General features: G+C 70.9%; 17 protein-coding genes. 7 read left to right on the forward strand and 10 right to left on the reverse strand.

From position 1 onward, the window contains the following. Window positions 1-38: 38 nt before the first annotated feature. The 4 genes from PPSIR1_RS28930 to PPSIR1_RS28945 all read right to left on the reverse strand — a co-directional run bounded on the left by PPSIR1_RS28930 (window position 39) and on the right by PPSIR1_RS28945 (window position 5,204). Window positions 39-1,568 carry a hypothetical protein gene (locus tag PPSIR1_RS28930; protein ID WP_006974757.1) on the reverse strand — a complete coding sequence of 510 codons (1,530 nt, stop codon included), beginning with the start codon at window positions 1,566-1,568 and terminating at the stop codon, window positions 39-41. A 14-nt stretch (window positions 1,569-1,582) separates the two neighbouring features. Next, window positions 1,583-3,151, reverse strand: a complete 1,569-nt coding sequence (locus PPSIR1_RS28935) for a hypothetical protein (RefSeq protein ID WP_045116954.1) — start codon at window positions 3,149-3,151, stop codon at window positions 1,583-1,585. 78 nt (window positions 3,152-3,229) lie between these two features. Next, window positions 3,230-4,024, reverse strand: coding sequence for a carbon-nitrogen family hydrolase (locus PPSIR1_RS28940; protein WP_006974759.1), 795 nt, complete (start codon window positions 4,022-4,024; stop codon window positions 3,230-3,232). A gap of 10 nt (window positions 4,025-4,034) precedes the next feature. After that, window positions 4,035-5,204, reverse strand: coding sequence for a pyridoxal phosphate-dependent aminotransferase (locus PPSIR1_RS28945; protein ID WP_045116955.1), 1,170 nt, complete (start codon window positions 5,202-5,204; stop codon window positions 4,035-4,037). A gap of 182 nt (window positions 5,205-5,386) precedes the next feature. Here PPSIR1_RS28945 and PPSIR1_RS28950 point away from each other — a divergent pair, with 182 nt between their 5' ends. Further along, window positions 5,387-6,718 (forward strand): pyridoxal phosphate-dependent aminotransferase, encoded by a 1,332-nt coding sequence (locus PPSIR1_RS28950; RefSeq protein WP_006974761.1) that lies wholly within the window; start codon window positions 5,387-5,389, stop codon window positions 6,716-6,718. 9 nt (window positions 6,719-6,727) lie between these two features. On the opposite strand, the gene PPSIR1_RS28955 is transcribed toward PPSIR1_RS28950, so the two are convergent. Further along, window positions 6,728-11,893: a hypothetical protein gene (locus PPSIR1_RS28955; protein WP_045116956.1), complete on the reverse strand. Its 5,166-nt coding sequence runs from the start codon at window positions 11,891-11,893 to the stop codon at window positions 6,728-6,730. 317 nt (window positions 11,894-12,210) lie between these two features. Between PPSIR1_RS28955 and PPSIR1_RS28960 the strand changes: the two genes are divergently transcribed. The 4 genes from PPSIR1_RS28960 (at window position 12,211) to PPSIR1_RS28975 (ending at window position 15,334) form a co-directional block, all read left to right on the forward strand. Then, on the forward strand, window positions 12,211-12,411 hold the full coding sequence (locus PPSIR1_RS28960; RefSeq protein WP_157596087.1) for a hypothetical protein: 201 nt from the start codon (window positions 12,211-12,213) through the stop codon (window positions 12,409-12,411). Window positions 12,412-12,415: 4 nt separating this feature from the next. Next, window positions 12,416-13,210: an NYN domain-containing protein gene (locus PPSIR1_RS28965; RefSeq protein WP_006974764.1), complete on the forward strand. Its 795-nt coding sequence runs from the start codon at window positions 12,416-12,418 to the stop codon at window positions 13,208-13,210. 75 nt (window positions 13,211-13,285) lie between these two features. Beyond that, window positions 13,286-14,314 carry a putative zinc-binding metallopeptidase gene (locus tag PPSIR1_RS28970; RefSeq protein ID WP_045116957.1) on the forward strand — a complete coding sequence of 343 codons (1,029 nt, stop codon included), beginning with the start codon at window positions 13,286-13,288 and terminating at the stop codon, window positions 14,312-14,314. A gap of 9 nt (window positions 14,315-14,323) precedes the next feature. Then, window positions 14,324-15,334, forward strand: coding sequence for a D-alanine--D-alanine ligase family protein (locus tag PPSIR1_RS28975; RefSeq protein ID WP_045116965.1), 1,011 nt, complete (start codon window positions 14,324-14,326; stop codon window positions 15,332-15,334). 218 nt (window positions 15,335-15,552) lie between these two features. Here the strand turns inward: PPSIR1_RS28975 and PPSIR1_RS28980 are convergent, their stop codons facing one another. Continuing rightward, window positions 15,553-17,028, reverse strand: coding sequence for a serine hydrolase domain-containing protein (locus PPSIR1_RS28980; RefSeq protein ID WP_045116966.1), 1,476 nt, complete (start codon window positions 17,026-17,028; stop codon window positions 15,553-15,555). Between the two features lie 104 nt (window positions 17,029-17,132). On the opposite strand from PPSIR1_RS28980, the gene PPSIR1_RS28985 reads away from it, so the two are divergent. Continuing rightward, complete coding sequence (locus PPSIR1_RS28985; RefSeq protein WP_006974768.1) at window positions 17,133-17,582, forward strand: DUF2141 domain-containing protein; 450 nt, start codon at window positions 17,133-17,135, stop codon at window positions 17,580-17,582. On the opposite strand, the gene PPSIR1_RS28990 is transcribed toward PPSIR1_RS28985, so the two are convergent. The 4 genes from PPSIR1_RS28990 to PPSIR1_RS29005 all read right to left on the reverse strand — a co-directional run bounded on the left by PPSIR1_RS28990 (window position 17,569) and on the right by PPSIR1_RS29005 (window position 21,911). After that, on the reverse strand, window positions 17,569-18,843 hold the full coding sequence (locus PPSIR1_RS28990; RefSeq protein WP_157596088.1) for an AAA family ATPase: 1,275 nt from the start codon (window positions 18,841-18,843) through the stop codon (window positions 17,569-17,571). The genes PPSIR1_RS28985 and PPSIR1_RS28990 overlap by 14 nt on opposite strands. Before the next feature lie 69 nt (window positions 18,844-18,912). After that, complete coding sequence (panC, locus tag PPSIR1_RS28995) at window positions 18,913-19,776, reverse strand: pantoate--beta-alanine ligase (protein WP_006974770.1); 864 nt, start codon at window positions 19,774-19,776, stop codon at window positions 18,913-18,915. A gap of 34 nt (window positions 19,777-19,810) precedes the next feature. Then, window positions 19,811-20,737: a 3-methyl-2-oxobutanoate hydroxymethyltransferase gene (gene panB, locus PPSIR1_RS29000; protein WP_045116958.1), complete on the reverse strand. Its 927-nt coding sequence runs from the start codon at window positions 20,735-20,737 to the stop codon at window positions 19,811-19,813. A 55-nt stretch (window positions 20,738-20,792) separates the two neighbouring features. Then, window positions 20,793-21,911 (reverse strand): tetratricopeptide repeat protein, encoded by a 1,119-nt coding sequence (locus tag PPSIR1_RS29005; RefSeq protein ID WP_006974772.1) that lies wholly within the window; start codon window positions 21,909-21,911, stop codon window positions 20,793-20,795. 97 nt (window positions 21,912-22,008) lie between these two features. Here PPSIR1_RS29005 and PPSIR1_RS29010 point away from each other — a divergent pair, with 97 nt between their 5' ends. Beyond that, entirely contained in the window at window positions 22,009-22,566 is a 558-nt protein-coding gene (locus PPSIR1_RS29010) for a hypothetical protein (RefSeq protein WP_006974773.1), read from the forward strand. Window positions 22,567-22,578: the final 12 nt, after the last annotated feature.

Genomic DNA, 22,578 nt, shown 5'->3' on the forward strand with positions numbered 1-22,578 from the left:
CCCGGTGGGGCGTCAACTGGAACGGGGGTTGGGCGCCGTCAAAAGGCGACGACCTGCCCCTGAATCTGATAGGTCCCCTCGACCACGGCGCTCCACGTCACGACCATGTGCTGGCCCCGGGCATCCAGTGAGACACCGAGGGGACCCGTGCTCCCGGGCCAGATCGCCTCGTCGCCCACGGAGGTGACGAGGGGCTCGTCGGGGCCGATGAAGCGGCGCATGTGGATCTTGGCGCCCTGGGTGTCAGGCCAGGCGATGGCGAAGCTGCCGTCGCTCAAGGCCGCGACGTCGGCGACGGAGACCAGGTTGTTGGACAGGCCGGCCTGCAGCTGCCAGGGCTCGCCGAGCAGCGCGCCCTCGGCGTCCACGAAGGCCGCCCGGATGATCTGCTGCGCGACCCAGACCACGACCGCCCGGCCGTCCTCGCCGATGGCGACGGCGGTGGACTCGGGGTAGCCAGTGTCGAGCAGCGTGGGCGCGTCGCCGACGAAGGAGCCGTCTTGCCAGCGCCGGGTCACGACGCCGCAGTCTTGGCCCATGGTGTTGCAGCGGCGCCACGCGAACACCCGCTCGGCCGCGGACACGGCCACGCTGGGCACGTCGCCGATGTGGTTGGGCGGGTCGGGCTCGACGGTCACGGCCTCGCCGGCCCACCCGTTGGCGTAGGTGCGGGTCCAGATCTGATCGTCCTGCATCCAGGCCGTGACCGCGCCGCCGCCGAGGCTGGCGACGTCGGCGTAGCTCGGCGAGGGGGAGCCCTCGGCCATCAGGGCGCTGTCCTCGAGCTGCTCCGCGTCGCGGACGACCATGCGCAGGCTGACCTGGCTCATGGAGCTGGTCGGCAGCGAGACGATCACGCGATGGTCCTCGGGGTTGGCGTCGACGGCCGCTGCGCGGATCAGCCCGACGCCGAGGGCGAGGACGTACTGATCGTCGAGGACCACGCCGGGTCCCTGGGGCTCGGCGAAGCCGTCGAACCACCGGGCCTGCGGCTGCGTCCCGTCCAGCGCGATGTAGGCCACGGCGAAGGTGCCGTCGGCGAACATCGAGACCGTGGGGTAGAGGGCCGAGCTCTCGGCGTAGTCGTCGAGCTCGGCGACGAATTCCGAGTAGGCGCAGACGATGCACGGGCCGCCACAGTCGACGCCGTACTCGCCGCCGTTGGCGACCTCGTCGTCGCAGGTCGGCGCCTGGCAGGTCCCGTCCTCGCACACCCCCGAGGCGCAGTCCGGACCCTCGGCGCAGCCCAGGCCGTCGGCGCAGGGCTCACAGCTGCCGCCGCAGTCGACGTCGGTCTCGTCGCCGTCGAGGCGGCCGTTCATGCACTCCGGCAGACCCTCGGAGGTCTCGGCGCTCTCGGTCTCGTCGGTCTCGCTGCCCTCGGTGGTGGTCTCGGTCTCGGTCGAGCTCTCCGCCGTGGTCTCCTCGCTCGTATCCCCGGCGGTGGTCGTGGCCTCGTCGGCGCCCGTGTCCCGGGGGACGTAGTCGGGGTTGGGCCCCAGGCAGGCGCCCGCGGCCAGGGCCGCGCCGAGGACGAGGGGGAGGGCGATTGGCTGGGGGGCAGGCATGGCGAGAGGGCAGGTCAGAAGCTGAACAGTTGGCCCTGGAGTTGGCGATCGTTGCCGTCGATGGCGGTCCAGACCACGACCAGGTGGCCGTCGGCGCTGGCCAGGGCGGGGTCGCTCGGGAGGTCGAGCCCGGGCCAGCTCGCTTCCTCGGCGAGGTCAGGGACGAAGGGGGTGTCGGGGGCGGTGAGGCGCTGGAGTCGGGGGCCGGTGATGCCGGCGTCGATCCACACGAAGGCGAAGCTGCCGTCGCTCAGGGCCTCGACGTCGGGGTCGGGTGAGAGGGCTTGGAAGGGAGTCAGGTCGAAGACCGGGCCGCGCCCGTTGAGCTCGCTGTCGAGGAAGCGCGCCTGGGCCTTGAGGCTGTCGGGGCCGTTGATCTGCTTCCAGGCCGCCGCCGTCCGACCGTCGACACCGCGGCTGATCGCAACGTCGGCGAAGAATGCCGCGGCCTCCGAGAGCACCCGCGGCGCGTCGTCGATCCAGTCGTCGTCGATGCGCCGCGCCACGACCTGACACGAGGACTCGTCGAGCTGAGAGCAGCGGACCCAGGCGACCACGTCGATGCCGTCTGGGCCGGCGCTGGCGCAGGGGATCGAGGAGCTGAGCACCGTGTAGTTCGCGGGATCGGTCTCGGCGGGGAACCAGTTGATGTCGGTCCAGGTGCCCTCGCCGATCTCGTCGTCCCAGCGACGCACCCAGACTTGATCGTCAGCTTGCCAGACCGTGGTGGTCTTGCTCCCGGCGCGCATCAAGTCGCCGCCGTTGGACAGGGTCATCTCGTCGGCGACCCGCGAGGGGGGCTCCTCCGCTCCAGGAGCGTGGTAGCCGAGGAAGAACTCGCGCTGGACGAGGGTGTCGGGGGCGGTCGCCGAGAACACGACCTGGACGCGGTCGGGGGCGTCGAGCAGTGGCGCGGCGACCAGCGGAGCGTGGCGTGGAGGATCGTGAGTGAGGCTCATGGCGTGGTTCTCGCCCAGGCCCACTGGAGCTCCCTCGGCGTCGAACCAGCGCACGCGGAGGCTGTCGAGCGAGTTGTTGAAGCTCAGCGCGAACGAGCCGTCGTCGAACATCGCCGCCGCCGGGGAGTTCGCGTCGCCGCTCTCGTAGTCGTCGAGCTCCGCCACGAAGGTCCCCGAACACAGCGCACACGGTCCGCCACAGTCGACGCTGGCCTCGCCCTGGTTTTGCACCCCGTCCTCGCAGCTCGCCTCGGCGCAGGTCCCCTCGTCGCAGTAGAGCGAGGCGCAGTCGGTGTCCTCCATGCAGCCGCCCCCGTTGTCGCAAGGCGCACAGCTGCCGCCGCAGTCGACGTCGGTCTCGTCGCCGTCTTGCTCGCCGTTGTCGCAGCCCTCGCCGCCGGTGGTCTCCTCGGTGGTCTCCGCCGTCGTCGTGTCGTCGTTGGTCTCGGAGCTGGTGTCCGTCGACGTGTCCGTGTCGGTGGTGGTCGAGTCCGTGTCGGTCTCGGCCTCGTCGGCGCCCGTGTCTCGGGGGACGAAGTCGGGGTTGTCGCCCAGGCACGCAGGCAGGGCCGCGAGCGCGACGGAGTAAACGAGGGCGCGCGTGGGCGAGGGGCTCGATCTCATGACCAACCCAGCTTAGCGACTCCCCCCGCTGGGGTCGACTCGCGCGAGGAGAGCGGACTCGCCCGCGAGGGACCCCGCTCAGCGCGTGGGTGGGCGTCGATCTTCGAGCACTGGGAATTTGCGCCGGGCGTCGGCGACTCGCGCTGCGCTGATCTCGGCCAAGAGCGTGGTCGCGTCGCGGCTCGCCGCGGCCACGACTTCACCCCAGGGATCGATGATCATGCTGTCGCCGCTGTAGGCCAGGCCGCTGCCCTCGCCGACTCGGTTGACGCCCACGACCCAGGCCTGGTTCTCGATGGCGCGGGCGCGCAGCAGGGTCTGCCAGTGCATGCGCCGCTTTTGTGGCCAGTTGGCGACGACGACGTAGAGGTCGGTGTCGTGGGCGAGGCGCCAGAATTCGTCGGCGAAGCGCAGGTCGTAGCAGATGAAGGCGCTGACCCGGACGCCCTCGATGGTCACCGTGAGCGTGTCCTCGCCGGCGGCGTAGTGTTCGTGCTCCTTGGCGAAGGTGAAGGGGTGGCGCTTGGCGTAGCGGTGCACCTCACCCGCGGGCCCGGCCAGCACGAAGGTATTGCTGGGTTTGGCGCCGGGGCTGGACGCGGACCCGACCTCGGTCGGGGCCAACACGGGCACGCTGGCGGCCATCCACAGCCCGTGGGCCCTGGCCTGCTCGCGCAAAAAGCCCACGCTCGGCCCCTCGAAGGGCTCGGCGATGGCCTGCGTGTCCATGGAGAACCCGCACGCGTACATCTCGGGCAGCACGACCATGCGCGCTCCGCTGGCCGCGGCCCCGGCGATCTGTGGGCGCAGGCGTTCGAAGTTGGCCTGGGGATCCTCCCAGGCGATGTCGGTCTGCAAGGCGGCGAGCTTCATGGTGGTTGACTCAAGCTTTCAGCTGCTGGAGCCGGCGGATGCCCTCTTCGAGGACGGGGTCGGTCTTGCAAAAGGCCCAGCGCACCAGGTGCTTGCCGGCCTCGCGGTTGGCGTAGAAGGCCGAGGTCGGGATCGCGGCGACGCCGACCTTGGCGGGGAGCATGCGGCAAAACTCGAAGTCGTCGTCGAAGCCGAGGGGGCGGATGTCGGTCTGGACGAAGTAGGTGCCGGCGGGGGTCAGGACCTCGAGGCCGACCTCGGCGAGGCCGGCGCAGAGCTTGTCCCGGCGCGCTCGGTACTCGCTCCGGAAGGTGTCGAAGTACTCGTCGGGGGCGCGGTAGCCCTGCGCCATGGCGACCTGGAAGGGCGTGCCGTTGCAAAAGGTGATGAATTGGTGGGCCGAGCGCAGCGCCCGGCTGATGTCCGCGGGGGCGCAAGTGTGGCCGATCTTCCAGCCCGTGAACGAGAAGGTCTTGCCGGCCGAGGAGATGACCACGGTCCGCTCGCGCATGCCCGGCAAGCTCGCCAGGCACAGGTGCTCGCCGTCGAACACCAGGTGTTCGTAGACCTCGTCGGTGATCGCGAGTACGTCGTGCTCGACGCACAGCTGGGCGATGAGCTCGAGCTCGGCGCGGCTGTAGACCTTGCCGGTGGGGTTGTGCGGGGTGTTGACGAGGATCGCCCGGGTCTTGGGGGTGAACGCGGCGCGCAGCTGCTCGGGGTCGAAGGAGAAGTCCGGGCCGCGCAGGGTCACGAGGCGCTCGTGGGCGCCGGCCATGGCCACGCTCGCGCGGTAGGAGTCGTAGTAGGGCTCGAACAAGATGACCTCGTCGCCGACCTCGCACAGCGCGGCCAAGGTCGCGTAGATGGCCTCGGTCGCCCCGGCGTAGACGGTGATCTCCGAGTCGGGGTCGTAGTCGAGGCCCCAAAAGCGGCGCTGGTGCTCGGCGATGGCCGCGTTGAGCACGGGCAGGCCGTGGGTGCGGCAGTACTGGTTGTGGCCGCTCTCGATCGCCTCGATGGCCGCGCGCTTGATGAACTCCGGGCCCTCGAAGTCGGGGAAGCCCTGGCCGAGGTTGACGGCGCCGTGCTGCATGGCGAGCTGCGTCATCTCGGCAAAGATCGTCGTGCCGAAGCCCTGCAGGCGGGAGGTCAACCACGGAAGGCGAGCGCTCGTCATGGCGCAGGAGTGTACCCGCGCCGGGCCACGGAGGGGGGCTAGCCGATGGGGGAATCGAGTTTTCACGGGCGTCGTTGGGGTGTCATGCGGGGATCCGCGAAAGGCCCTGCGCAGCCTTGACGCACTTTGGCCGCCCCCCGAGCGACCTTGGCCTCCCCCTGGGCCCGCGGCATAGTCCGCCCATGACCGTCGAGGGGGGAGCGATTCACGACCTGACTGAGCTGGCTGCGGCGCCGCGCGACGCCGAGGGCCGCATCTCGACCATGGCCGCGGGCCTGGTCGGCAGCGAGATCCTCAAGATCGCCGGGGACATCCGCGCGCTGGTGGCCAGCGGCGTCGAGGTCTGCAACCTGACCGTCGGCGACTTCAAGCCGGCGCAGTTCCGCGTGCCGCAAGAGCTCAGCGATGGGATCCAGGCCGCGCTCGCCGACGGCCAGACCAACTACCCCCCGAGCAACGGCCTGCTCGAGCTGCGCGAGGCCGTGCAGCGCTTTTACGAGCGCGAGCTGGGCCTGCGCTACTCCGTCGACTCGGTGCTCATCGCCGGCGGGGCGCGGCCGTGCATCTACGCGACCTACCGGGCCGTGGTCAACGCGGGCGACACCGTCGCCTACCCGGTGCCGAGCTGGAACAACAACCACTACTGCCACATGCTCGGGGCCAACAAGCTCGAGGTGCCCTGCGCCATCGAGACCAACTTCCTGCCGACCCGCGACGCGATCATCGACGCCCTGCCCAAGGCGCGCATGGTCTGCCTCAACTCGCCCCTCAACCCCACGGGCACGGCGTTCGACGAGGACGCGCTGCTGGGCATCTGCGAGGCCATCGTGGCCGAGAACCAGCGCCGCGAGCAGGCCGGCGAGGCCCCGCTCTACCTGCTCTACGACCACATCTACTGGATGCTGACCTTCGACGGCGTCGAGCACCTGACCCCGCCGCAGCTCGTGCCCGAGATGGCCCGCTACACCGTGTTCATCGACGGCATCTCCAAGGCCTTCGCGGCCACGGGCGTGCGCGTGGGCTGGGCGGTCGGGCCCGTCGACGTCATCAAGCGCATGTCGGCCATCCTCGGCCACGTCGGCGCGTGGGCGCCCCGGGCCGAGCAGCTGGCCAGCGTCGGCTTGCTCGACGACCCCGAAGCCATCACCGCCTACCACGCCGAGTTCAAGGTCGGGATCCTCGACCGCCTGCGCCGGCTCTATCGCGGGCTGCAGGCGATGAAGCGAGAGGGCCTGCCGGTCGACTGCGCCGCGCCCATGGGCGCCATCTACCTGACCGTGCGCGTGCACCCCTTCGGCAAGCAGACGGCCGCGGGCAAGGTGCTCGAGACCAACGACGACGTGCGCCGCTACCTGCTCGACGAGGCCCGCGTCGGGGTGGTGCCCTTCGAGGCCTTCGGCGTCAGCTCGGAGGACGCCAAGGGCTGGTTTCGGCTCAGCGTCGGGGCCGTGGGCCCGGCGGACATCGACGCCGCGCTGCCCCGCATCGCCGAGGCCCTGCGCGCGCTGAGCTAGGGACTCGAGTCAGGCCAGCGTCTCGACCCGCAGCTCGGTCTGCTCGGCGCAGGCGAGGTGCCCGACGACGTCCTCGAACCACAATCGCAGCCCGAAGCCGCCGCCCCGGAGCTCGGGGGCGAGCTGCTGGGCGAGCGCGGGCGCGCGCGCGGTGGCGACGTAGAGGAAGTGGCCGTGGCGTCGGAAGCGGAACTGGCGTTGGCCGTCGGCGTCGACGGAGCCGAGCTCCGCGGACCAGAGCGAGCCGCCGTCGCCGAGGCGCCCGAGCTCGGCGCGCCAGATCATGAAGTCGGGGAGGTCGCGGGGGGTCGCGTCGAGGGCGGGGAAGGTCGGGTCGCGCAGGTCGGACTCGATGGCGGCGACGCTCGGGCCGACGCCGTCCCGGAAGCGCTCGACGAGTTCGGGGTCGAGGCGAGCGAGGTCCTCGTTGGTGGGCAGGTGCGCGCCGACGTCCACGCCGTCGGGGCCGAGGCTGTCGAGCCACCACGGGATCGTCCGTGAGCGGTGGCGCCGGGCGAGCCCCGGCATGCGCGTGTAAAAGCGCAGCGCGAGGAGCCCGGCGATGGGGTCGACGGCGAGCTCGGCCCGCTGCACGGCGGGCGGCGCCCAGCGACGGATCCGCCGGCCGACCTCGAGGGTGATCGCCCTGGACCCGGCCTGGAGCTCGAGTTCGCCGATCGGCGGCGGGGGATCCCCGAGCCGCGGGAGGGTGGTGGTCAGCTGCGGGAGCTCGTCGTCGCGCTTGTCCGCGAAGCTCAGCAGCGCTCCCCAGTGCCCGCGCGCGCGCAGGTGAAAGCGCAGGCGATGGTTGTAGGGCGAGCGTCGCTTGCGAGGCCGAACCAGCTGCGTGGGCGCGGGCCAGAACAGGCGGTCGCGGGTCTCCGTCCACTCGCCGCCCCCCGCGAGCAGCTGGGCTCGATCGCCGGCCGCGTCGACGATGCGATCGACGAGGTAGAACTGCGAGCGGCTCGCGCTGCGGGCCGGCACGCCGAAGTGCAGCTGCGCGTCGTAGTCGGGGTAGAGCGCCCGGCCCTGGTGGGTCCGCGGCAGGAAGCTCCACGGGTGGGCGTAGCCGCGGGCGGGGACGCGAGCCCGCTCGCCGGGGACGTGGGCAGCGTCGAGCTCCCGCCCCGAGGGGACCTCCATGGTGTCGGCGGGCAGGTAGCGCTGGGTCCAGTGGCCGTCGACGCCGCCGCGGCGCCCGATCAGCACGATCGTCCCGTCGTCTCGAAAGCGCAGCGAGCCGGGGACGCACAGCTCGGCCGCCGGGCTGGAGTCCAGCGCGGACCAGTCCGTGCCCGGGACCACGGGGGCCGGGTAGGCGCGCCATCGCCAGCTGCGATCGAGGGTCCCGTAGCTGGCGTTGACGCTGAACAGCACGGGCGTGCGCGGCTCGTCGGGCAGCGCCCCGGTGACCAGGACGACCTGCCGCGACACGGCCATGCGGCTGTCCGCGGACACGCAGGCCTTGCCCTCGAACCAGTCGCTGGCGAAGGGGCACCAAAAAGACTCGGGGTCGAAGCGGGTCTCGTCCTCGGCGTCGATCGGGTAGAGCGCGCCGAGGGTCGGGTGATTGGCGATGAGCCCGCGCAGGAAGGCGGGCAGCGGGGACCGCTGAGACTGTTGGCCGAGGGCGCTCCAGTTCTTGCCCAGGCGCCAGTAGGCGTCGCAGGGGTGGAGCAAGTGGAAGCGGTCGGAGGCGTAGCTCTGCTCGTCGATCCACACGATCCCAAAGCTCTTGCGAAAGCTCGCCTGGTCCTGCGCGGTGGAAATCTCGCGCAGCAGGTCGTCGTCGCGCCGCTCTTGGGCGGGCACCTTCGTCGGGTCGAGCATGCCCTCGACGGCGCCGAGCAGGTCGAAGTCGTCGGGGGCCTGGCGCTGGACCTCGAGGGCGCGGAGCGAGCCGTCGTCGCTGACCTCGAGCTCGACCAGCGCGTAGAAGTTGGTGGTCCCGTCGATGAAGCCGCCGCCGTCGTCGACGGGCCCGAGCAGGCTCGGGTACCAAAAGCGGCCCAGGGCATCCAGGGTGTCGAACTCGCCGCCGTTGGACGCATCCCACGACAGGTGCCGGTAGACGTGGCCGACGCCGATGTCGAGGACCTGGCCGGCGCGCACGCCATGCTGGGTCTTGAAGCGGTAGCGCGGCGCGGTCTCCCGGATGCGCTCGTAGGTGACCAGGGCCTCCCAGCGCACGAAGGCCGGCGGCTCGCTCAGCCGGCTCGGGTCGTAGGGCGGGCGCGCGTCGACGTGGTACCAGACCCCCGGCTCGACGGGCACGAGCATCACGTCGGGGGACAGGCCGAGGGCCTTGGTGGTGCGCGCGAGGGACTGACCGCCGAGGGCGTCGAGGGCCGCGAGGGCCTGGCTCAGCTTGGCCTCCAGCTGCGGCCTGAGCACGCCGACGAGCAGCAGCACGGTCCCGAGCGTGGGCGAGCCGAGGGCGAGGGCGCTCACCGCCGCGAGCACCTCGTGGATGAGCGCGCGCAGCACCGCTTCGAGGGCCTGGACGTCCAGCTGGGGGATGGTGAAGGGCGCGAGGGAGGGGTGCCCGTTGGCGGCGTCGAGGGTCGGCCAGGCCATCGCGGACCAGTCGTCCTTGGTCCGCGGCTGTCCGTCGTCGTCGAGGTGGCGGTTGAAGGCGGGATCGAGGGCGGCGAAGATGCCCAGGACCGCCATGTCCGGCGTCGAGGGAGGCAGGCGGACGGCGCTCCCCGGCGCGAGCTCCAGGCACGAGCGGTGGCCGGGGGTGGCGTGGTGGAACTCGGGGGCGACGGTGGTGAAGAACAGGCGAAAGCGGCCCTCTTGCTTGGCGAGGATGCGCGCGCCGCCCGTTGCGAGGAGGTCGAAGCGCGGCGGCTCGAGGCGCTCGCCGGCGCGCTGGCGGGCGTAGGTCATCGCGCGCGTCGGCTCGAGGCCCATCCAGTCCGCGGCGGCGCTGCGTCGCCAGCGGAGCGCGCCCGCGTGGAGCTCGAACTCCTGGCGCTCGCCGGCGTCGTCGTAGCCGTGGCGGCGGTGGCCGAGGGCGTCGGGCTGGACCATCGCGGGGTTGAACAGCACGCGGCGCCGCCGGGAGGACACGCGCGCCGAGGGGGCGCTCGGGCAGGCGCGGCCGCGGGTCCAGTCGTAGGTCTGCGGGAAGCGGTCGGGCGCGTCGGGGCTCGGCCAGCGGTCGCGCGCTGGCGTGTCTGCGTCCCAGACCAGCCGCACGGGCCGCGCGCTGGGCTCGACGCCGAGCGCTTTTAGCAGCCCCACGCCCTCGCCGATGACCGCGTCGGGATCGTTGCGGCGGGCGAACATCGGCACGTAGGGCATCGCCTCGACGTTGTCGAAGCTCACCTCGTTGGGGTTGCCGCGCAGGTAGGGGGTGCCCAGGGCGCTGTGCGAGAGGTGGTAGTGGAGGACCTCGTCGCCCCGGGCGAGGCGCTCGAACAGCGCGTCCGCGTGGATGAAGGCCCCGCAGCCGAGGCGGAAGGCCCACGGGGCTTCGTCGGGTCGCCCGAGCCGGCCGTGGACGCTCTGGGCCCCGAGCTCGAAGTGGCGCGCGGCCTCAACCAGGGTCTGGGTGTCGATCCACGGCTGGAGTTGGCCCTCGAGCGCGAGCGCGCCGTCGTCGAAGCCCGCGCTCGAGGTCCGCAGCACCGTGGCCACGCCGGTGTCGTGGCCGATGACCATGCTCAGGGTCAGGGCGAGGAGGCCGGCGAGGTCCGAGGAGGAAAAGCCGAGGTGGGTCAGCGGGAGGCGCTGGTCGCCAAATTGAGCGAGCAAGCTCGGGCCGAAGCTGCTGGACCGGATCGCTAGCGTGGCCTGGCGCGCGGCGTCTCCTTCGGGCTCGCGCTCGTCGACGACGAGGCGATCGGGCAGCCGGGTCACGGACACCTTCGCGCCGCGCCTCGGCTGGGAGGGCGCGTCGTCGAGGGACTGGCGCAGCAGGCCGACCAGGAAGGCCTCGCTCAGCTGCAGCCGCCACTGCGCGCCGTCCCTCGCCCGGATGACCCTGGGCGCGAAGCGGGCCGGGGTCGAACGCTCGCGGAAGTAGCGGACCCGGGGGGGTCCGCCCCCAAAGCCCGGGGCGGCGCCGAAGGCCAGCGCCCCCTCGGCGGCGGGCTCCCCCGAGGCCGCCGTGGGCTGGTGGATCACCGGCCACAGCTGCGCCGGCAGGGCGTCGAGGATGCGCGCGACGACGCGATCGCCCGGGCGCGGCGGCGCCTCGAGCCGAAGGCGCTGGGGCGGACGCAGCTCGGGGGCGCCGAGGGTGAGGCTGGGGCCCGGGCCGGGCACGAGGCGGGCCTCGGCGACGCCGGACAGCTGGATGTCGCCGCGCGGTCCGTCGTCCGCCTCGCTGCGATAGGAGAGGTTGAGGTCGAGCTCGGCGCGGACGTGGAGGTCGCCGCCCTCGGACACGAGCCGGTTCTCGAGCACCTCGACCGCGCCGCCGATGTTCAGGGCGGGCTCGCCAGGGAAGCGCCCGGGGAGGCGCAGCTCGATGGGGGCCCCGAAAAAGGGGCTCCAGCCCGTCTCGAGCTTCAGCGCCAGCTCGGCCTCGGGCCCCGGTCCGTCCCGGTCTTCACAGGCCAAGAGCGCCAGGTCGAGGCTCGCCCAGCCCTGGGCGTCGATGTCGAGCTGGGCCGAGGCGATTGCTTCGCCGAGGGGGCGGTAGGCCACGCGGTGGACCTCGACGGGGGTCGTCAGGGCCTGCTTGGCCGCGCCGCGCAGGCGCTCGCTCAGCTGCGCCGAGAGCTGGTCGAGGGCGGCGTGGTCGAGGGGCTCTTCGACGAGGGCGGGGCTCGTCCAGCACCCGAAGTCTCCGCTCTCGGGCTCGCCCGGGGTCGCCAGGGACAGGCGCAAGCTTCCGGGCTCGGGGACGTCGACGAGCGGTCGGAGCACGACCCGGAGCTTGACCCGGCGGACCGGCGCGTCGTCTCCGACCCGCGCCCGGGCGACCGCCATCACGGCGATCCGTCCGGCCCGCGCCGGCTCGCAGCACAGGCCCATGAGCTCCTCGACGGCGAACCCGGGGCCGAGCAGGGCCTCGATCGCCGGCACCGCGCGGATTGGCGGGAACAGGGCCGCCGCCAGGCCCGTCAGGCCGGCGGGGCTCAGCGAGACCTGGAGCTCGGGCTCGGTCTCGAGGGGTGCTCGCGAGAACCATGTGGTGTCGGGGAGCGAGCGGGGCATGGGCCGCCCCATTATTGGTCAGGGGAGGCGCCGTGCCCACCGCAGAGGTGTCTCCGATCCCGGAGCAGCTTCGGGGCGCGCCTTGAGCCGTGTCGAGGATCGTGCTAAGAGAGGGGTATCGAAGCGATCGTTGCGCGCTGTGGCCGTCACCCGTACGTGCTGCTCGTCGACATTGAACGCTACGATGACCAACGAGCCAGCGACCCCCCGAGCGGTGGGGGAGCCAGCCAACAAACAACTGAAGCTGCCCCCTTGGGGCGAGGAGCATCATGCCACGAAACGCATCCATGACGCATGAGGATAAAGAGTACACATACTTGAGCTTTCACCTGACCACGAAGGCCCTCGAGGACGAATGCCGGCTTCACCTCGAAGAGATGGGGATCGAGTGCGTCCAGGACGGGGGCCCCTACCAAGCCTACGGCATCGTCGAGGCGTCGACTGACTACGCCGGGTTCGAGGCCTGCCACGAGGCGATCCGCTCCGTGGTCATGGGCGCGCCGCCGTCGGGCTTTTGAGCGGATGACCGAGCTGGTCACCAGCGCGCCGAACATCGCGGTCTACGCGGACTATGAGAACGTCGCGCTCGGAGCCATCGAAGCGGGGTACGACGCGTTCGACATCGCCCTCGTGCTCGAGCGCCTGCTCGAGCGAGGAAACGTCGTTGTCCGCAAAGCCTATTGCGACTGGGTGCGCTACAAGGGCGAGCGCAAGCGCCTCCACGAGCGCAGCTTCGAGCTCGTGGAGGTGCCGCATGTCAAGCTGTCGGGCAAGAACTCCGCGGACATCCGCTTGGTCGTCGACGCCCTCGATCTCGCCCACACCAAGGCCCACGTCGGGGTGTTCGCGCTGCTGACCGGCGACAGCGACTTCTCTCCGCTAGTCAGCAAGCTGCGCGAGAATGGCAAGTGGGTGGTCGGAGTCGGCGTGCGCCAGTCGACCAGCAAGCTGCTCGTCGAGATCTGCGATGAGTTCATCTATTACGATGATCTCGTCCGGGACAAGCGACGCGACGGTCAACGGCGGGCCCGAGGCTCGAAGACAGCGCAGGAGCCGGGGGAGGGGCGGAAGGAGGAGGCCATCGAGCTGCTCATCGAGACGGTCGACTCCATGCTCCGTGATCGCTCGGGCCGGCTGTGGGGGTCGATGGTCAAGCAGACGATCAAGCGCAAGCGGCCGCAGTTCTCGGAGAGCTATCACGGCTACCGGAGCTTCAACCGCTTGCTCGAGGATGCGCGCGACCGAGACCTGCTCGTGCTCGAGAAGGACGAGCGCTCGGGCGGCTACGAGATCGTCGAACTCAGCGCGGACTCGTAGCAGGGCTCAGAGGGGGGCATGGCAGCGCTCTGGTCCGCTCGATTCCTCGCGTGGCATACTGGCTATAGTGGCGTCATGGCGCGGCGAGGCCCTCCACCCGATCTCGATGTCTTGAGCGACGATGAGCTGCTCGAGCAGCGCCTGTGCGACCTCGGGCTCCGCATCGAAGGCAGCTGGCTCGAGCCCTTGGTCGAGCAAGCTCGCCGCGAGCTGAGCCGACGCGGGCTAGAATTTGGGGCGCGCTTTTGGCTCTCCGACGAGTGGCTCTCTCCGGCGGGGGTGCCCGGCGTCGGGGTCCCCTTTTACCTCGCGCACCCGCGGCTGATACGGCTCGAGCGGAGCCAGATGCTCGAGGTCGAAGGCGGCACCCGCAAGCAGTGCATGATGCTCTTGCGCCACGAGCTCGGCCACGCGATCGATCACGCCTACCGCCTGCACCGTCGGCAGCGCTGGCGCGAGGCCTTCGGCTCTTCGAGTCAGCCTTACCCGGAGTGGTATCGGCCCAACCCCGCGAGCCGCCGCTTCGTCCAGCACCTCGACGCATGGTACGCTCAGGCTCACCCGGACGAGGACTTCGCCGAGACCTTCGCGGTGTGGCTCAACCCGCGCTCGCGCTGGCGCGAGCGCTACGCCACCTGGCCTGCGCTGCGCAAGCTCGAGGCCGTCGACCAGCTCATGGACGCGATCGCCGGCACTGAACCGGCGGTCCGTAGCCGGGAGCGGCCGTACTCTCTCCCGAGCTTTCGCCTGCGCCTCAAGACCTACTACAAGCGAAAGCGCGAGCGCTTCAACCCTGGCTACTCGACCAACTATGACGATGACCTGCGCCGGCTCTTTGACGAGGGGACGAACAGCAAGCGCGCGCCGACCGCTGCGGCCTTCTTGCGCAAGCACTCCGCGGAGATCCGGGGTCACGTGGTCCGCTGGACCGAAGGGCAGGAGCTCACGGTGGACTACGTCTTGCGCCACATGATCGGTCGGTGCCGGGAGCTCGGGCTCCGGGCGAAGGGTCCGAAGCAGCAGCTGCTGATGGACTTTTCGATCTTGCTGACTGTCCACAGCATGACCTACCTCTACCGCGGCCGCGAGTGGCATGCGATGTAGGCGGTGACCGTGAACACGCTGCGCATCATCTTGTTGATCGACGAAGACCTCGAGCCGCCCGCTCACTACGAGGAGGTGGACGAAGAGCACTTCGATCGGGTCAAGACTGAGTACGACGTCCGCGTCGAGCTCGAGAACTACGGCCACACGGTGCTCGTCGTGGGAGTGAGCGACTCGCTCGAGCCGCTCGAGCGGGCGCTCGATGAGTTCCGCCCGCACGTCGTGTTCAACCTGCTCGAGGAGTTTCAGGGCTCACGCGCAGGCTCGCACCTCGTGCTCGCCTACCTCGAGCTGCGCGGCGTCGCCTATACGGGCTGCAACCCCCGCGGGCAGATGATGGCCCAGGACAAGGCGCTGTCCAAGGCGCTGCTGCTGCACTACGGGGTCCAGACCCCCGACTTTGTCGTCGTCCCGGTGGGTCGCAAGCCGCCGCGCAAGCGCCTGCGCTTCCCGCTCATCGTGAAGTCGCTGCACGGCGACGCCTCGGAGGGCCTGGCGCAGGCCTCGGTCGTTCGCAGCCCGAGCAAGCTCGCCGCTCGCGTGGACTTCATCCATCGCCATCACGGCGACGCGCTGGTCGAAGAGTACATCTCCGGGCGCGAGCTGTACTGCGGGGTCATCGGCTACCGCCAGCTGACGGCCTTCCCGGTCTGGGAGCTTCGCATGACCAAGCTTCCGACGAGCGCCCTCAACATCGCGACCCAACGCGTCAAGTGGGACCTCGCGTACCAGGACAGGGTCGGCGTCGAGCTCGGGCCCGCGCGGCTGCCTCCCGCGCTCGAGCGGCGCATTCAAGACATGAGCAAGCGCGCGTTCTCGCTGCTCAAGATGACTGGTTGGGGCCGGATGGACTATCGCCTGGCCGAGGACGGCGAGCCCTATTTTCTCGAGGCCAACCCCAACGGAGACATCGCCCACGTCGAAGAGTTCGCCAGCTCCGCGAAGGCGGCGGGGCTCTCCTACCTCGAGCTGCTCCACAGGCTCATCAACATCGCTCGGCGCGCGGCCGGACAGCGCTGAGTTTTGCTTTGCCCCCGCAGTCGTCTCGGGGACCGGGGGCGCTTCGTCGCTGTCCGCTCCTCCGCTGTGGTCGTGGGGCAATGGGGTTCGTGCCTTGGAGAGGGCATGGGGTCGCCCCCGCGAGCGGGGCGTGGACTCGTTGACAGCTCCTGCGCTGTGGTCGCGGGGGAATGTGGGGGGTCGCCCGGCTTCTGACCCGGACCAGCGGAGCTCGAGGTTTAGCTTGGCTCCGGGAGCGCCTCGAGCACCTGGGCGATGGTCCCGTCCATGTCCACGTGGGTGCGGTCATGGGCCACCCCAAGCCGCACGATCACGGCGTCGCGGGAGGGGATGACGATGACGGCCTGGCCCTGGAAGCCGCTGGCCTGGAACAGGTCCGTGGGCGCGCTCGGGAAGCGGCGGGTGTCGGGGTCGTCGGGCTTGCCAGCGTTGGTCCACCACTGCGCTCCGTAGTCGCCCATGTCCGACTTGGGCGTGGGCGTGGACACGTACTCGACCCAGCCCTCGGGCAGCAGGCGCTCGCCGTCGGGGGTCACGCCGTCGTTGAGGTGCAGCAGGCCAAAGCGGGCCCAGTCGCGGGCGCTGGCGTACATGAAGGAGGAGCCGACGAAGGTCCCGGAGGGGTCGGGCTCCATCACGGCGGTGTGCATGCCGAGGGGCTCGAACAGCTCCTGACGCGGGAAGTTGACGTAGGCGGACCAGGGGTCTTCGCCCGCGTCCTTGGCCCGCTGCTCGATGGTCTGGCGGACGATCCAGGCGATGATGTTCGAGGTCCCGCTCGAGTAGTACCAGGTGCTGTCGGGCTCGTGGGCGAGGGGCTGGGCCATGGCCACGGCGGCGGTGTCGTGGCTCTCGAAGAGCATGAAGGTCGCCATGGACAGGGGCCCGTAGACCTCCTCGAAGGCCAGGCCGGAGCTCATGCGCAGGAGCTGGTCGAGGGTGATGGCGGCCCGCGGATCGCCCTCGCTGTGCCACGCGGGCACGGGGGCGGGGGCGGCGTGGTCGAGCTCGCCCTGGCGCTCGAGCACGCCGACCAAGGTCGCGCCCACGCTCTTGGTCATCGACCAGCCGAGCAGGGGCGTGTGCTCGCCGACGCCCTCGGCGTAGCGCTCGGCGACGACCTGGCCGTCGTAGACCACCACGAAGGCCCGGGTGCGGATCGGCTTTTCGGGGTTGCGATCGGCGAAGGCGTAGTCGAGGGCGGCCTCGAGCTTGGGGTAGTCGACCCCCTCGACGGCTCCGGCCCCGCTAACGGTGGTCTCGACCTTGGCGCCCGCGGGGAAGGGCAGGGCATCGAGGGCGCTCCAGTCGGGGCGCGGCGGGAGCTCGGGCGTGGCCGCGTCGAGCTCGGCCTCGGTGGTGTCGATGGCGAGGGTGCAGCCGAGGCCTTCGCGGTACACGGCCGTGCGCGGGGCCATGCCCATGAGCCGCGCGGTGACGGTGCCGGCGGACTCGTCGACGGTGCCCGAGACGTACCAGTAGGGCTCGAGGTCCTCGGCGACCACTCGGTCTTGGGGGAGGCCCGAGACGAACACCGTCGAGCACAGGATCTTCGCGTAGTAGCCCGTCCCGGTCGGCGCGATCTTGGCGTTGACGAAGCCGACCCCGCCGGCGAGCAGGACGCCAAGGCCGACGGCGGAGCCCTTGAGCAGCTTGCGGGACTTCTTGGGAGGGGCGGCCGACTCGGAGCTCATCGCGCCGGCCACTCTATCAGAGCGCGGGTGGGCCAGTAGACGCCGCGTGGGGGGTGCAGCGGCCATTGGTTGGACCTCCGCGTCGAGTGAGCCAAACTCGATCGGTGGCGACGCGCACCTTCCTCGTTGCGGCTCTCTTGTCGACGCTCGCCGTCGCGCCCGAGCGAGAGCCCGCGAGCGAAGGCGCCGAGAGCCGCATCGTCCTCGAGGTGTCGGAGCTCAACAATGACGCCGGGCGCATCGTGGCGCTGCTCTACACCAGCGCCACGGGCTTCCCCCGTGACACGGAGGCCTGCGACGACTACCGCACCGCCGAGATCAGCGGCGGCAAGGCCCGGACCTCGTTCTCGAACCTGCCCGCCGGGACCTACGCCGTGCTCGTGTTCCACGACGAGGATCGCAACGGGAAGCTGAAGACCAACTTCATCGGCATGCCCAAGGAGGGCGTCGGGGTGACGAACAACGGCAGCGGGCTGCCGCGCTTTTCAAAGGCGAAGTTCGAGGTGAGCGCGGGGGCGGCGGTGACCAAGAAGGTGCGGATCAACTACTTGTGAACGCGCTGGCGAGCAGGAAGCCCAGCTGAGGATCGAGCAGGAAGTCCTGCGGATCCCAGTAGTTGCGCGGCAGGATGACCTGGAGCTCCTGAAGCTGGCGCACCGTCACGTCCCGGCCGTCGCAGGCGCGGTGGATGGCCTCGAAGGGGACGACCTCCTCGAGCGAGTCGAACAGCGACGCGACCTTGGGGATGAAGGGGGCGATCTGGGCGTAGTGGCTGTCTAGGCGCGCCCGCAAGACCTCGAGGGGCTCCTCCTCGTCGAGTCGCCCCTCTTCGAGCAGGTAGCGCGTCCACTCGAGAAAGGCCAGGGGCGTCCGAGCTTCGGCGGCGAGGCGGGACAGGCCCGCGTCGAGGCTCGGGTCTTCGAGGGCGCGCTGGATGTCGGTCGGCTCCATGGCAGCTCGGCGCCTGAAGATCTCGAGGTGGTCCTCGACGCCGAGCGGGCGCAGCGTCTGACGCCGTTGAATGCGGCGAGTCAGCACGCTGGAGTAGTAGGTCCGCATGGTCAGCACGAGGGCCATGGGAGCCTCGGATAGGTGCAGGAGCGCCTCGACGTCCGCGCGGACGAGCTCGCGCGTGCTCTCGTCGAGCATGGCCTCGTGGTTGAGCTCTTCGAGGTTGTCGAGGTGGACGACCACGCGCAGCTCGGTCTGGGTCACGATGTCGTGGAGCAGCGCGAACAGGGCCTCCTGGAGCTGCGGTCCGTCAACCTGGACCTTGCCCTGGAGCGAGCGGATGACCTGGGAAGAGCGCTCCAGGCCGATGTTGAGTCGAGTCCGGAGCCAGCCAAACAGGCGCATTTCTCCGCTCTCGAGGCCAAGCTCGATCTTGTTGCCGATGAGCTGTTCGTGGGCTTCGCTCAGGGACAGCGTCTCGAATCGAGCGAGCTGGCCGAAGGAGCGCGCGGCGGCCTTGAGCGCGCTGGGCACGCTCGTGCGATAGCCGAGCTCGTCGACGAGCCGCCGCCCGATCTCGCGGTAGACGTGACGCTGGTTGCGGAGCGGTCGGCAGTCGACCTCGAGGAGCAGCACGGTCGCTGCGTGGGTTCGCCGAAGATCATCGAAGACCTTGCGCGTCAGCAGGCTCTTGCCCATGCCCTTGTCGCCGAGGACGCAAAAGGCGTCACCGCTGAGGGGCGACTGGGCGCGCAGGAAGGCGGTCAGCCCAGACTTCAACCATTGGGCCTCGCGGTCCCGGTTGACGTGCTCGTCCGGCCGGAGGCTCGCGGGGTTGAGGTTGGTCAAAAATAACGGCTGCACGGAGAGCGAGCGTCCCCCACGCTCTGGGGGCGCGCAACTCGACGCGCTGGCCACCTTGCCTGTAGCGGCTCAACCTTCGAGGACGAGGTTGTCGATCAACCGCACCCCGCCAAAGAAGGCCGCGAGCGCGACGAGGGTCCGCCCACCCGAAGACGCCGTCGTCGACTCCACGGGTTGCAGCGTGTCCGCGTCCACCACGGACACGTAGTGAATCTCGCCAGGCTTCAACGCCTGCTCGGACCCGGCAATGAGCGCGGCTGCGTCCCGCTCGCCCCGGGCGTAGCGGCTGCGCACCTCGGACAAGAAGCGGGGAATGGCCAGAGCTGCCCGGCGATCTTCGGGGGCGAGGCGGGCGTTTCGGCTGGACATGGCGAGGCCGTCGGGCTCGCGCACGGTCGGGACGCCGACGACCTCTCCGCCGAGGAACAAGTCGGCGTGCATGCGGCGGATGATCGCCAGCTGCTGGAAGTCCTTTTGGCCGAACAGGGCGAAGTCGGGCTGCACGAGCTGCCAGAGCTTGCAGACGATGGTGCACACGCCCCGGAAGTGGCCCGGGCGGGTGGCGCCGCACAGGTGCTCGTCGAGGCCGGCGACCTCGACCCAGGTGCTGGCCAGGGGCGGGTACAGCTCCTTGGGGTCGTCGGGGCGGTAGACCATGTCGACGCCGGCCGAGCGGGCCTTGGCCAGGTCGCCGTCGAGGTCGCGGGGGTAGGCGGCCAGGTCGCTGGCGTCGTTGAACTGCGCCGGGTTGACGAAGATCGAGATGGCGAGCTCGCCGGCGTCGGCGGGGACCCGCTTGCGGCCCTCGTGCATGAGCTGCACGTGGCCCTGGTGGAGGTAGCCCATGGTCGGGACGAAGGCGACGCGGCGGCCGGCTCGGGCCAGCTCGGCTCGCCAGGCGCGGACTTCGGCGACGGTGCGCAGGACCTTCATGGCGTTGCCTCGACGCGGCTCGATGAAGAGGGGCTCAGGCCGGGCCGTAGCCGCGGCGGCGGGGCTCGTCGCTGCCCGAGCTGGGTCCGGCCTCGGGCTCGTCGACGGGGCGCAGGCCGGCGTCCTTGGACTTGCGCTTTTTGGCCTTGAAGGTGTGCTCTTTCCCAGGGAAGGCGCGGCTGCGGACCTCCCGGGCGTACTCCGAGAAGGCGTCGCGCACGGTGTCGGCGAGCTCGGCGTAGCGCTTGACGAACTTGGGCTTGAAGTTGTCGTCGAGGCCGAGGAGGTCCTGCATCACGAGCACCTGGCCGTCGCAGCCGTTGCCCGCCCCGATGCCGATGGTCGGGATGCTCAGCGAGGCGGAGACCTCCGTGGCCAGGGGGGCGGGGATGCCCTCGAGGACCATGGAGAAGCAGCCGGCGTCTTGGAGCATGAGGGCCTCCTCGCGCAGGCGCTGGGCCTCGGCCTCCTCGCGGGCCTGGACCTTGAAGCCGCCGAAGGCGTGCACGCTCTGGGGGGTCAGGCCGAGGTGCCCCATGACGGGGATGCCGGCGGCGACGAGGGCCTCGATGGCCGGGACCACCCGGGCGCCGCCCTCGAGCTTGACCGAGGCCGCGCCGCCCTCTTTGACCAGGCGGCCCGCGTTCTCGAGCGCCTTCTCGGGGCTGACCTGGTAGCTCATGAAGGGCATGTCCACGGTCATGTGGGCGCAGCGCAGCGCCCGGCGGACGCAGCGGGCGTGGTAGATCATGTCGTCGACGGTGACCTCGAGGGTGTGGTCGCGGCCCTGCATGACCATCCCGAGGCTGTCGCCGACGAGCACGATGTCGACGTCGCAGGCGTCGACGAGGCGGGTGAAGGTCGCGTCGTAGGCCGTGATCATCACGATCGGCACGCCGTCCCGCTTGCGCGCGTGGATGTCGGGCACGGTGACGGGCTTACGAGGGGGAGATGCGACCATGGGCCCCCAGTACGACGTTTTTAGCCTGCTTGCAACGCGCGGCGGCTTGCACGGGTCAGCCGCCGGGGGCTTCACCGGGGCGCGCGGGGCCGCCGAGGCTGGTGGGCCGGGGCTCGAGCGACTCGAAGTGACGCTCGGCCAGGCGGCGCTCGGGCGCCTCGGGCTCGCTGCGCGCGAGGTAGGCCTTCCACAGCCGCAGGGCGCCGGACTGCTCGAGCTTGACGGTCTTGGCGAAGGCGCGGAAGTAGAGCCGCTCGTGCAGGGGCATGGCGGTCTCGAGGCCGCGGTGGGTGCTGCGGTCGCCGTCGGCGTTGAGGGCCGAGATCATGTAGCGCTTGGCGCCCGAGGGGTCGCCGGCGCGGTCGAGGACCAGGCCCATGACGTAGAGCGAGGCGACGCGGTCGTTGCCCGGGGCGTCGAGCAGGGCGCGGGAGGCGAAGGCGAGGGCGCGGTCGAGGTCGCCGGCGTAGAGCGCAGCAAGGGCGAACAAGCGGCGCAGCTTCCAGCCCTCGATGGCTCCTTCGGCGAGGGCGCGCTCGAACGCGGCGTCGGCCCCGTCGAAGTCGCGGAGCTGAAGCAGGGCCCGGCCGCGCCAGTACTCGAGGCCGAAGGCGCGGTGGTCTCGACGGCGGCGCAGCTCCGCCTCGGCCCGGTCGATCCACTCGAGGGCGCGGCGCTTGCTGGCCTCGGTGTCCGCCGCCAGGGCGCTCAGGTCGGTGGTCTCGTCGAGGCCCTCGGGCAGGTCGAAGCGGCGCATGAGCTCGACGCGGACGGCCATGGTCAGGACCTCCGGCGTGTTCGGGCAGTCCCGGACCTGGTACTCCCAGTGGTGACCCTCGCGGAAGGTGTTGGCGCGCTCGCTGAAGCTCCACAGCTGCTGCCCGCCCTCGTTGGCGGTGTTGCTGCAGGTCAGCCACGAGCGGCTGTTGGCCTGGGCCCACACCGTCGCCGTGGCCTTGACGGACTTGGGCGCCTGCTCGGCCGCTTCCCCGGCCTCTTTGCCTTCGAGGGCCTCGCGCAGCTTGGGGTCCGACTCGCCCCCGATCACCCCCTCGTTGCCGAGGGCGCGGGCCTCCTCCGCGCCTGGCGGCGTCCGGCCCGGAGCCTCGCCCTGGAGCAGCCCCTGGAGCAGGAGGGGCGCGAGCAAGGCGGTGAGCGCGGCGAGGCGGAGCACGGGGTGAGTATGGATCGAAGGCCCGGACCTTCGCCACCAGGGGGGGCGCCTGCGCCAAAAAGTTGACGCCCCGGCCGAGCTGGAGAGACTCGACGCGATGGCCGAAGGCCCGCCGAATTCTCGACCCCGCGCCGCGAAGCCCTCATCCGGCCCGGATGAGCAGCTGCTGGTCGATCCCGAGACCGTGGAGGCCGTGCGCCGGGCCATGGTCCGCGGCGGCGAGCTGCTGCGCGAGGGCGTGGGCGGTGCGCTGGTCACGGCTGGCCGCGCCGTGGGCCGAGGGTGTGCATCCGCTGCGCGCTGGGTCTGGCCTCGACTGCGGCGCGCGAGCGTGGCCACAGCACAGCTGAGCTGGCGCGGCCTGAGCTCCGCGGCCCGGTGGAGCTGGGCCAAGCGCGAGCTGCTGACCCGCGTGGGTCACCGCGCGCTGTGGTGGGGAGCCCTGGCGATCCTCGTGCTCGTCGGCCAGGCCCTGCTCAGCGGGGCCGGGGACGCCGAGCTGCTCGAGTCCGCCTTCTTTTGGTTCGTCGGCGGGCTCTCGATGTCCGTGCTGGTCCTCGTCGGCGCCCCCGAGGCGCGCATGCGCGTGGGCGCCTTCGCGTTGGCGAGCGGCCACGGGGCCCTGGGGCTGTTGGTCCTGCTGACCTCGGCCTGAACTCCGCTACTC

Origin of the sequence: Plesiocystis pacifica SIR-1 (assembly GCF_000170895.1) — a bacterium.
GTDB lineage: Bacteria > Myxococcota_A > Polyangia > Nannocystales > Nannocystaceae > Plesiocystis > Plesiocystis pacifica.

Excerpts from the sequence above, each read along its gene's own strand:
- PPSIR1_RS28935 (WP_045116954.1), bottom strand. The coding sequence starts at position 3,151 with ATGAGATCGAGCCCCTCGCCCACGCGCGCCCTCGTTTACTCCGTCGCG.
- PPSIR1_RS28965 (WP_006974764.1), top strand. The coding sequence starts at position 12,416 with ATGACCGAGCTGGTCACCAGCGCGCCGAACATCGCGGTCTACGCGGAC.
- PPSIR1_RS28950 (WP_006974761.1), top strand. The coding sequence starts at position 5,387 with ATGACCGTCGAGGGGGGAGCGATTCACGACCTGACTGAGCTGGCTGCG.
- PPSIR1_RS28945 (WP_045116955.1), bottom strand. The coding sequence starts at position 5,204 with ATGACGAGCGCTCGCCTTCCGTGGTTGACCTCCCGCCTGCAGGGCTTC.
- PPSIR1_RS28955 (WP_045116956.1), bottom strand. The coding sequence starts at position 11,893 with ATGCCCCGCTCGCTCCCCGACACCACATGGTTCTCGCGAGCACCCCTC.
- PPSIR1_RS28970 (WP_045116957.1), top strand. The coding sequence starts at position 13,286 with ATGGCGCGGCGAGGCCCTCCACCCGATCTCGATGTCTTGAGCGACGAT.
- PPSIR1_RS28930 (WP_006974757.1), bottom strand. The coding sequence starts at position 1,568 with ATGCCTGCCCCCCAGCCAATCGCCCTCCCCCTCGTCCTCGGCGCGGCC.
- PPSIR1_RS28940 (WP_006974759.1), bottom strand. The coding sequence starts at position 4,024 with ATGAAGCTCGCCGCCTTGCAGACCGACATCGCCTGGGAGGATCCCCAG.
- panB (WP_045116958.1), bottom strand. The coding sequence starts at position 20,737 with ATGGTCGCATCTCCCCCTCGTAAGCCCGTCACCGTGCCCGACATCCAC.
- PPSIR1_RS28980 (WP_045116966.1), bottom strand. The coding sequence starts at position 17,028 with ATGAGCTCCGAGTCGGCCGCCCCTCCCAAGAAGTCCCGCAAGCTGCTC.
- PPSIR1_RS29010 (WP_006974773.1), top strand. The coding sequence starts at position 22,009 with ATGGCCGAAGGCCCGCCGAATTCTCGACCCCGCGCCGCGAAGCCCTCA.
- panC (WP_006974770.1), bottom strand. The coding sequence starts at position 19,776 with ATGAAGGTCCTGCGCACCGTCGCCGAAGTCCGCGCCTGGCGAGCCGAG.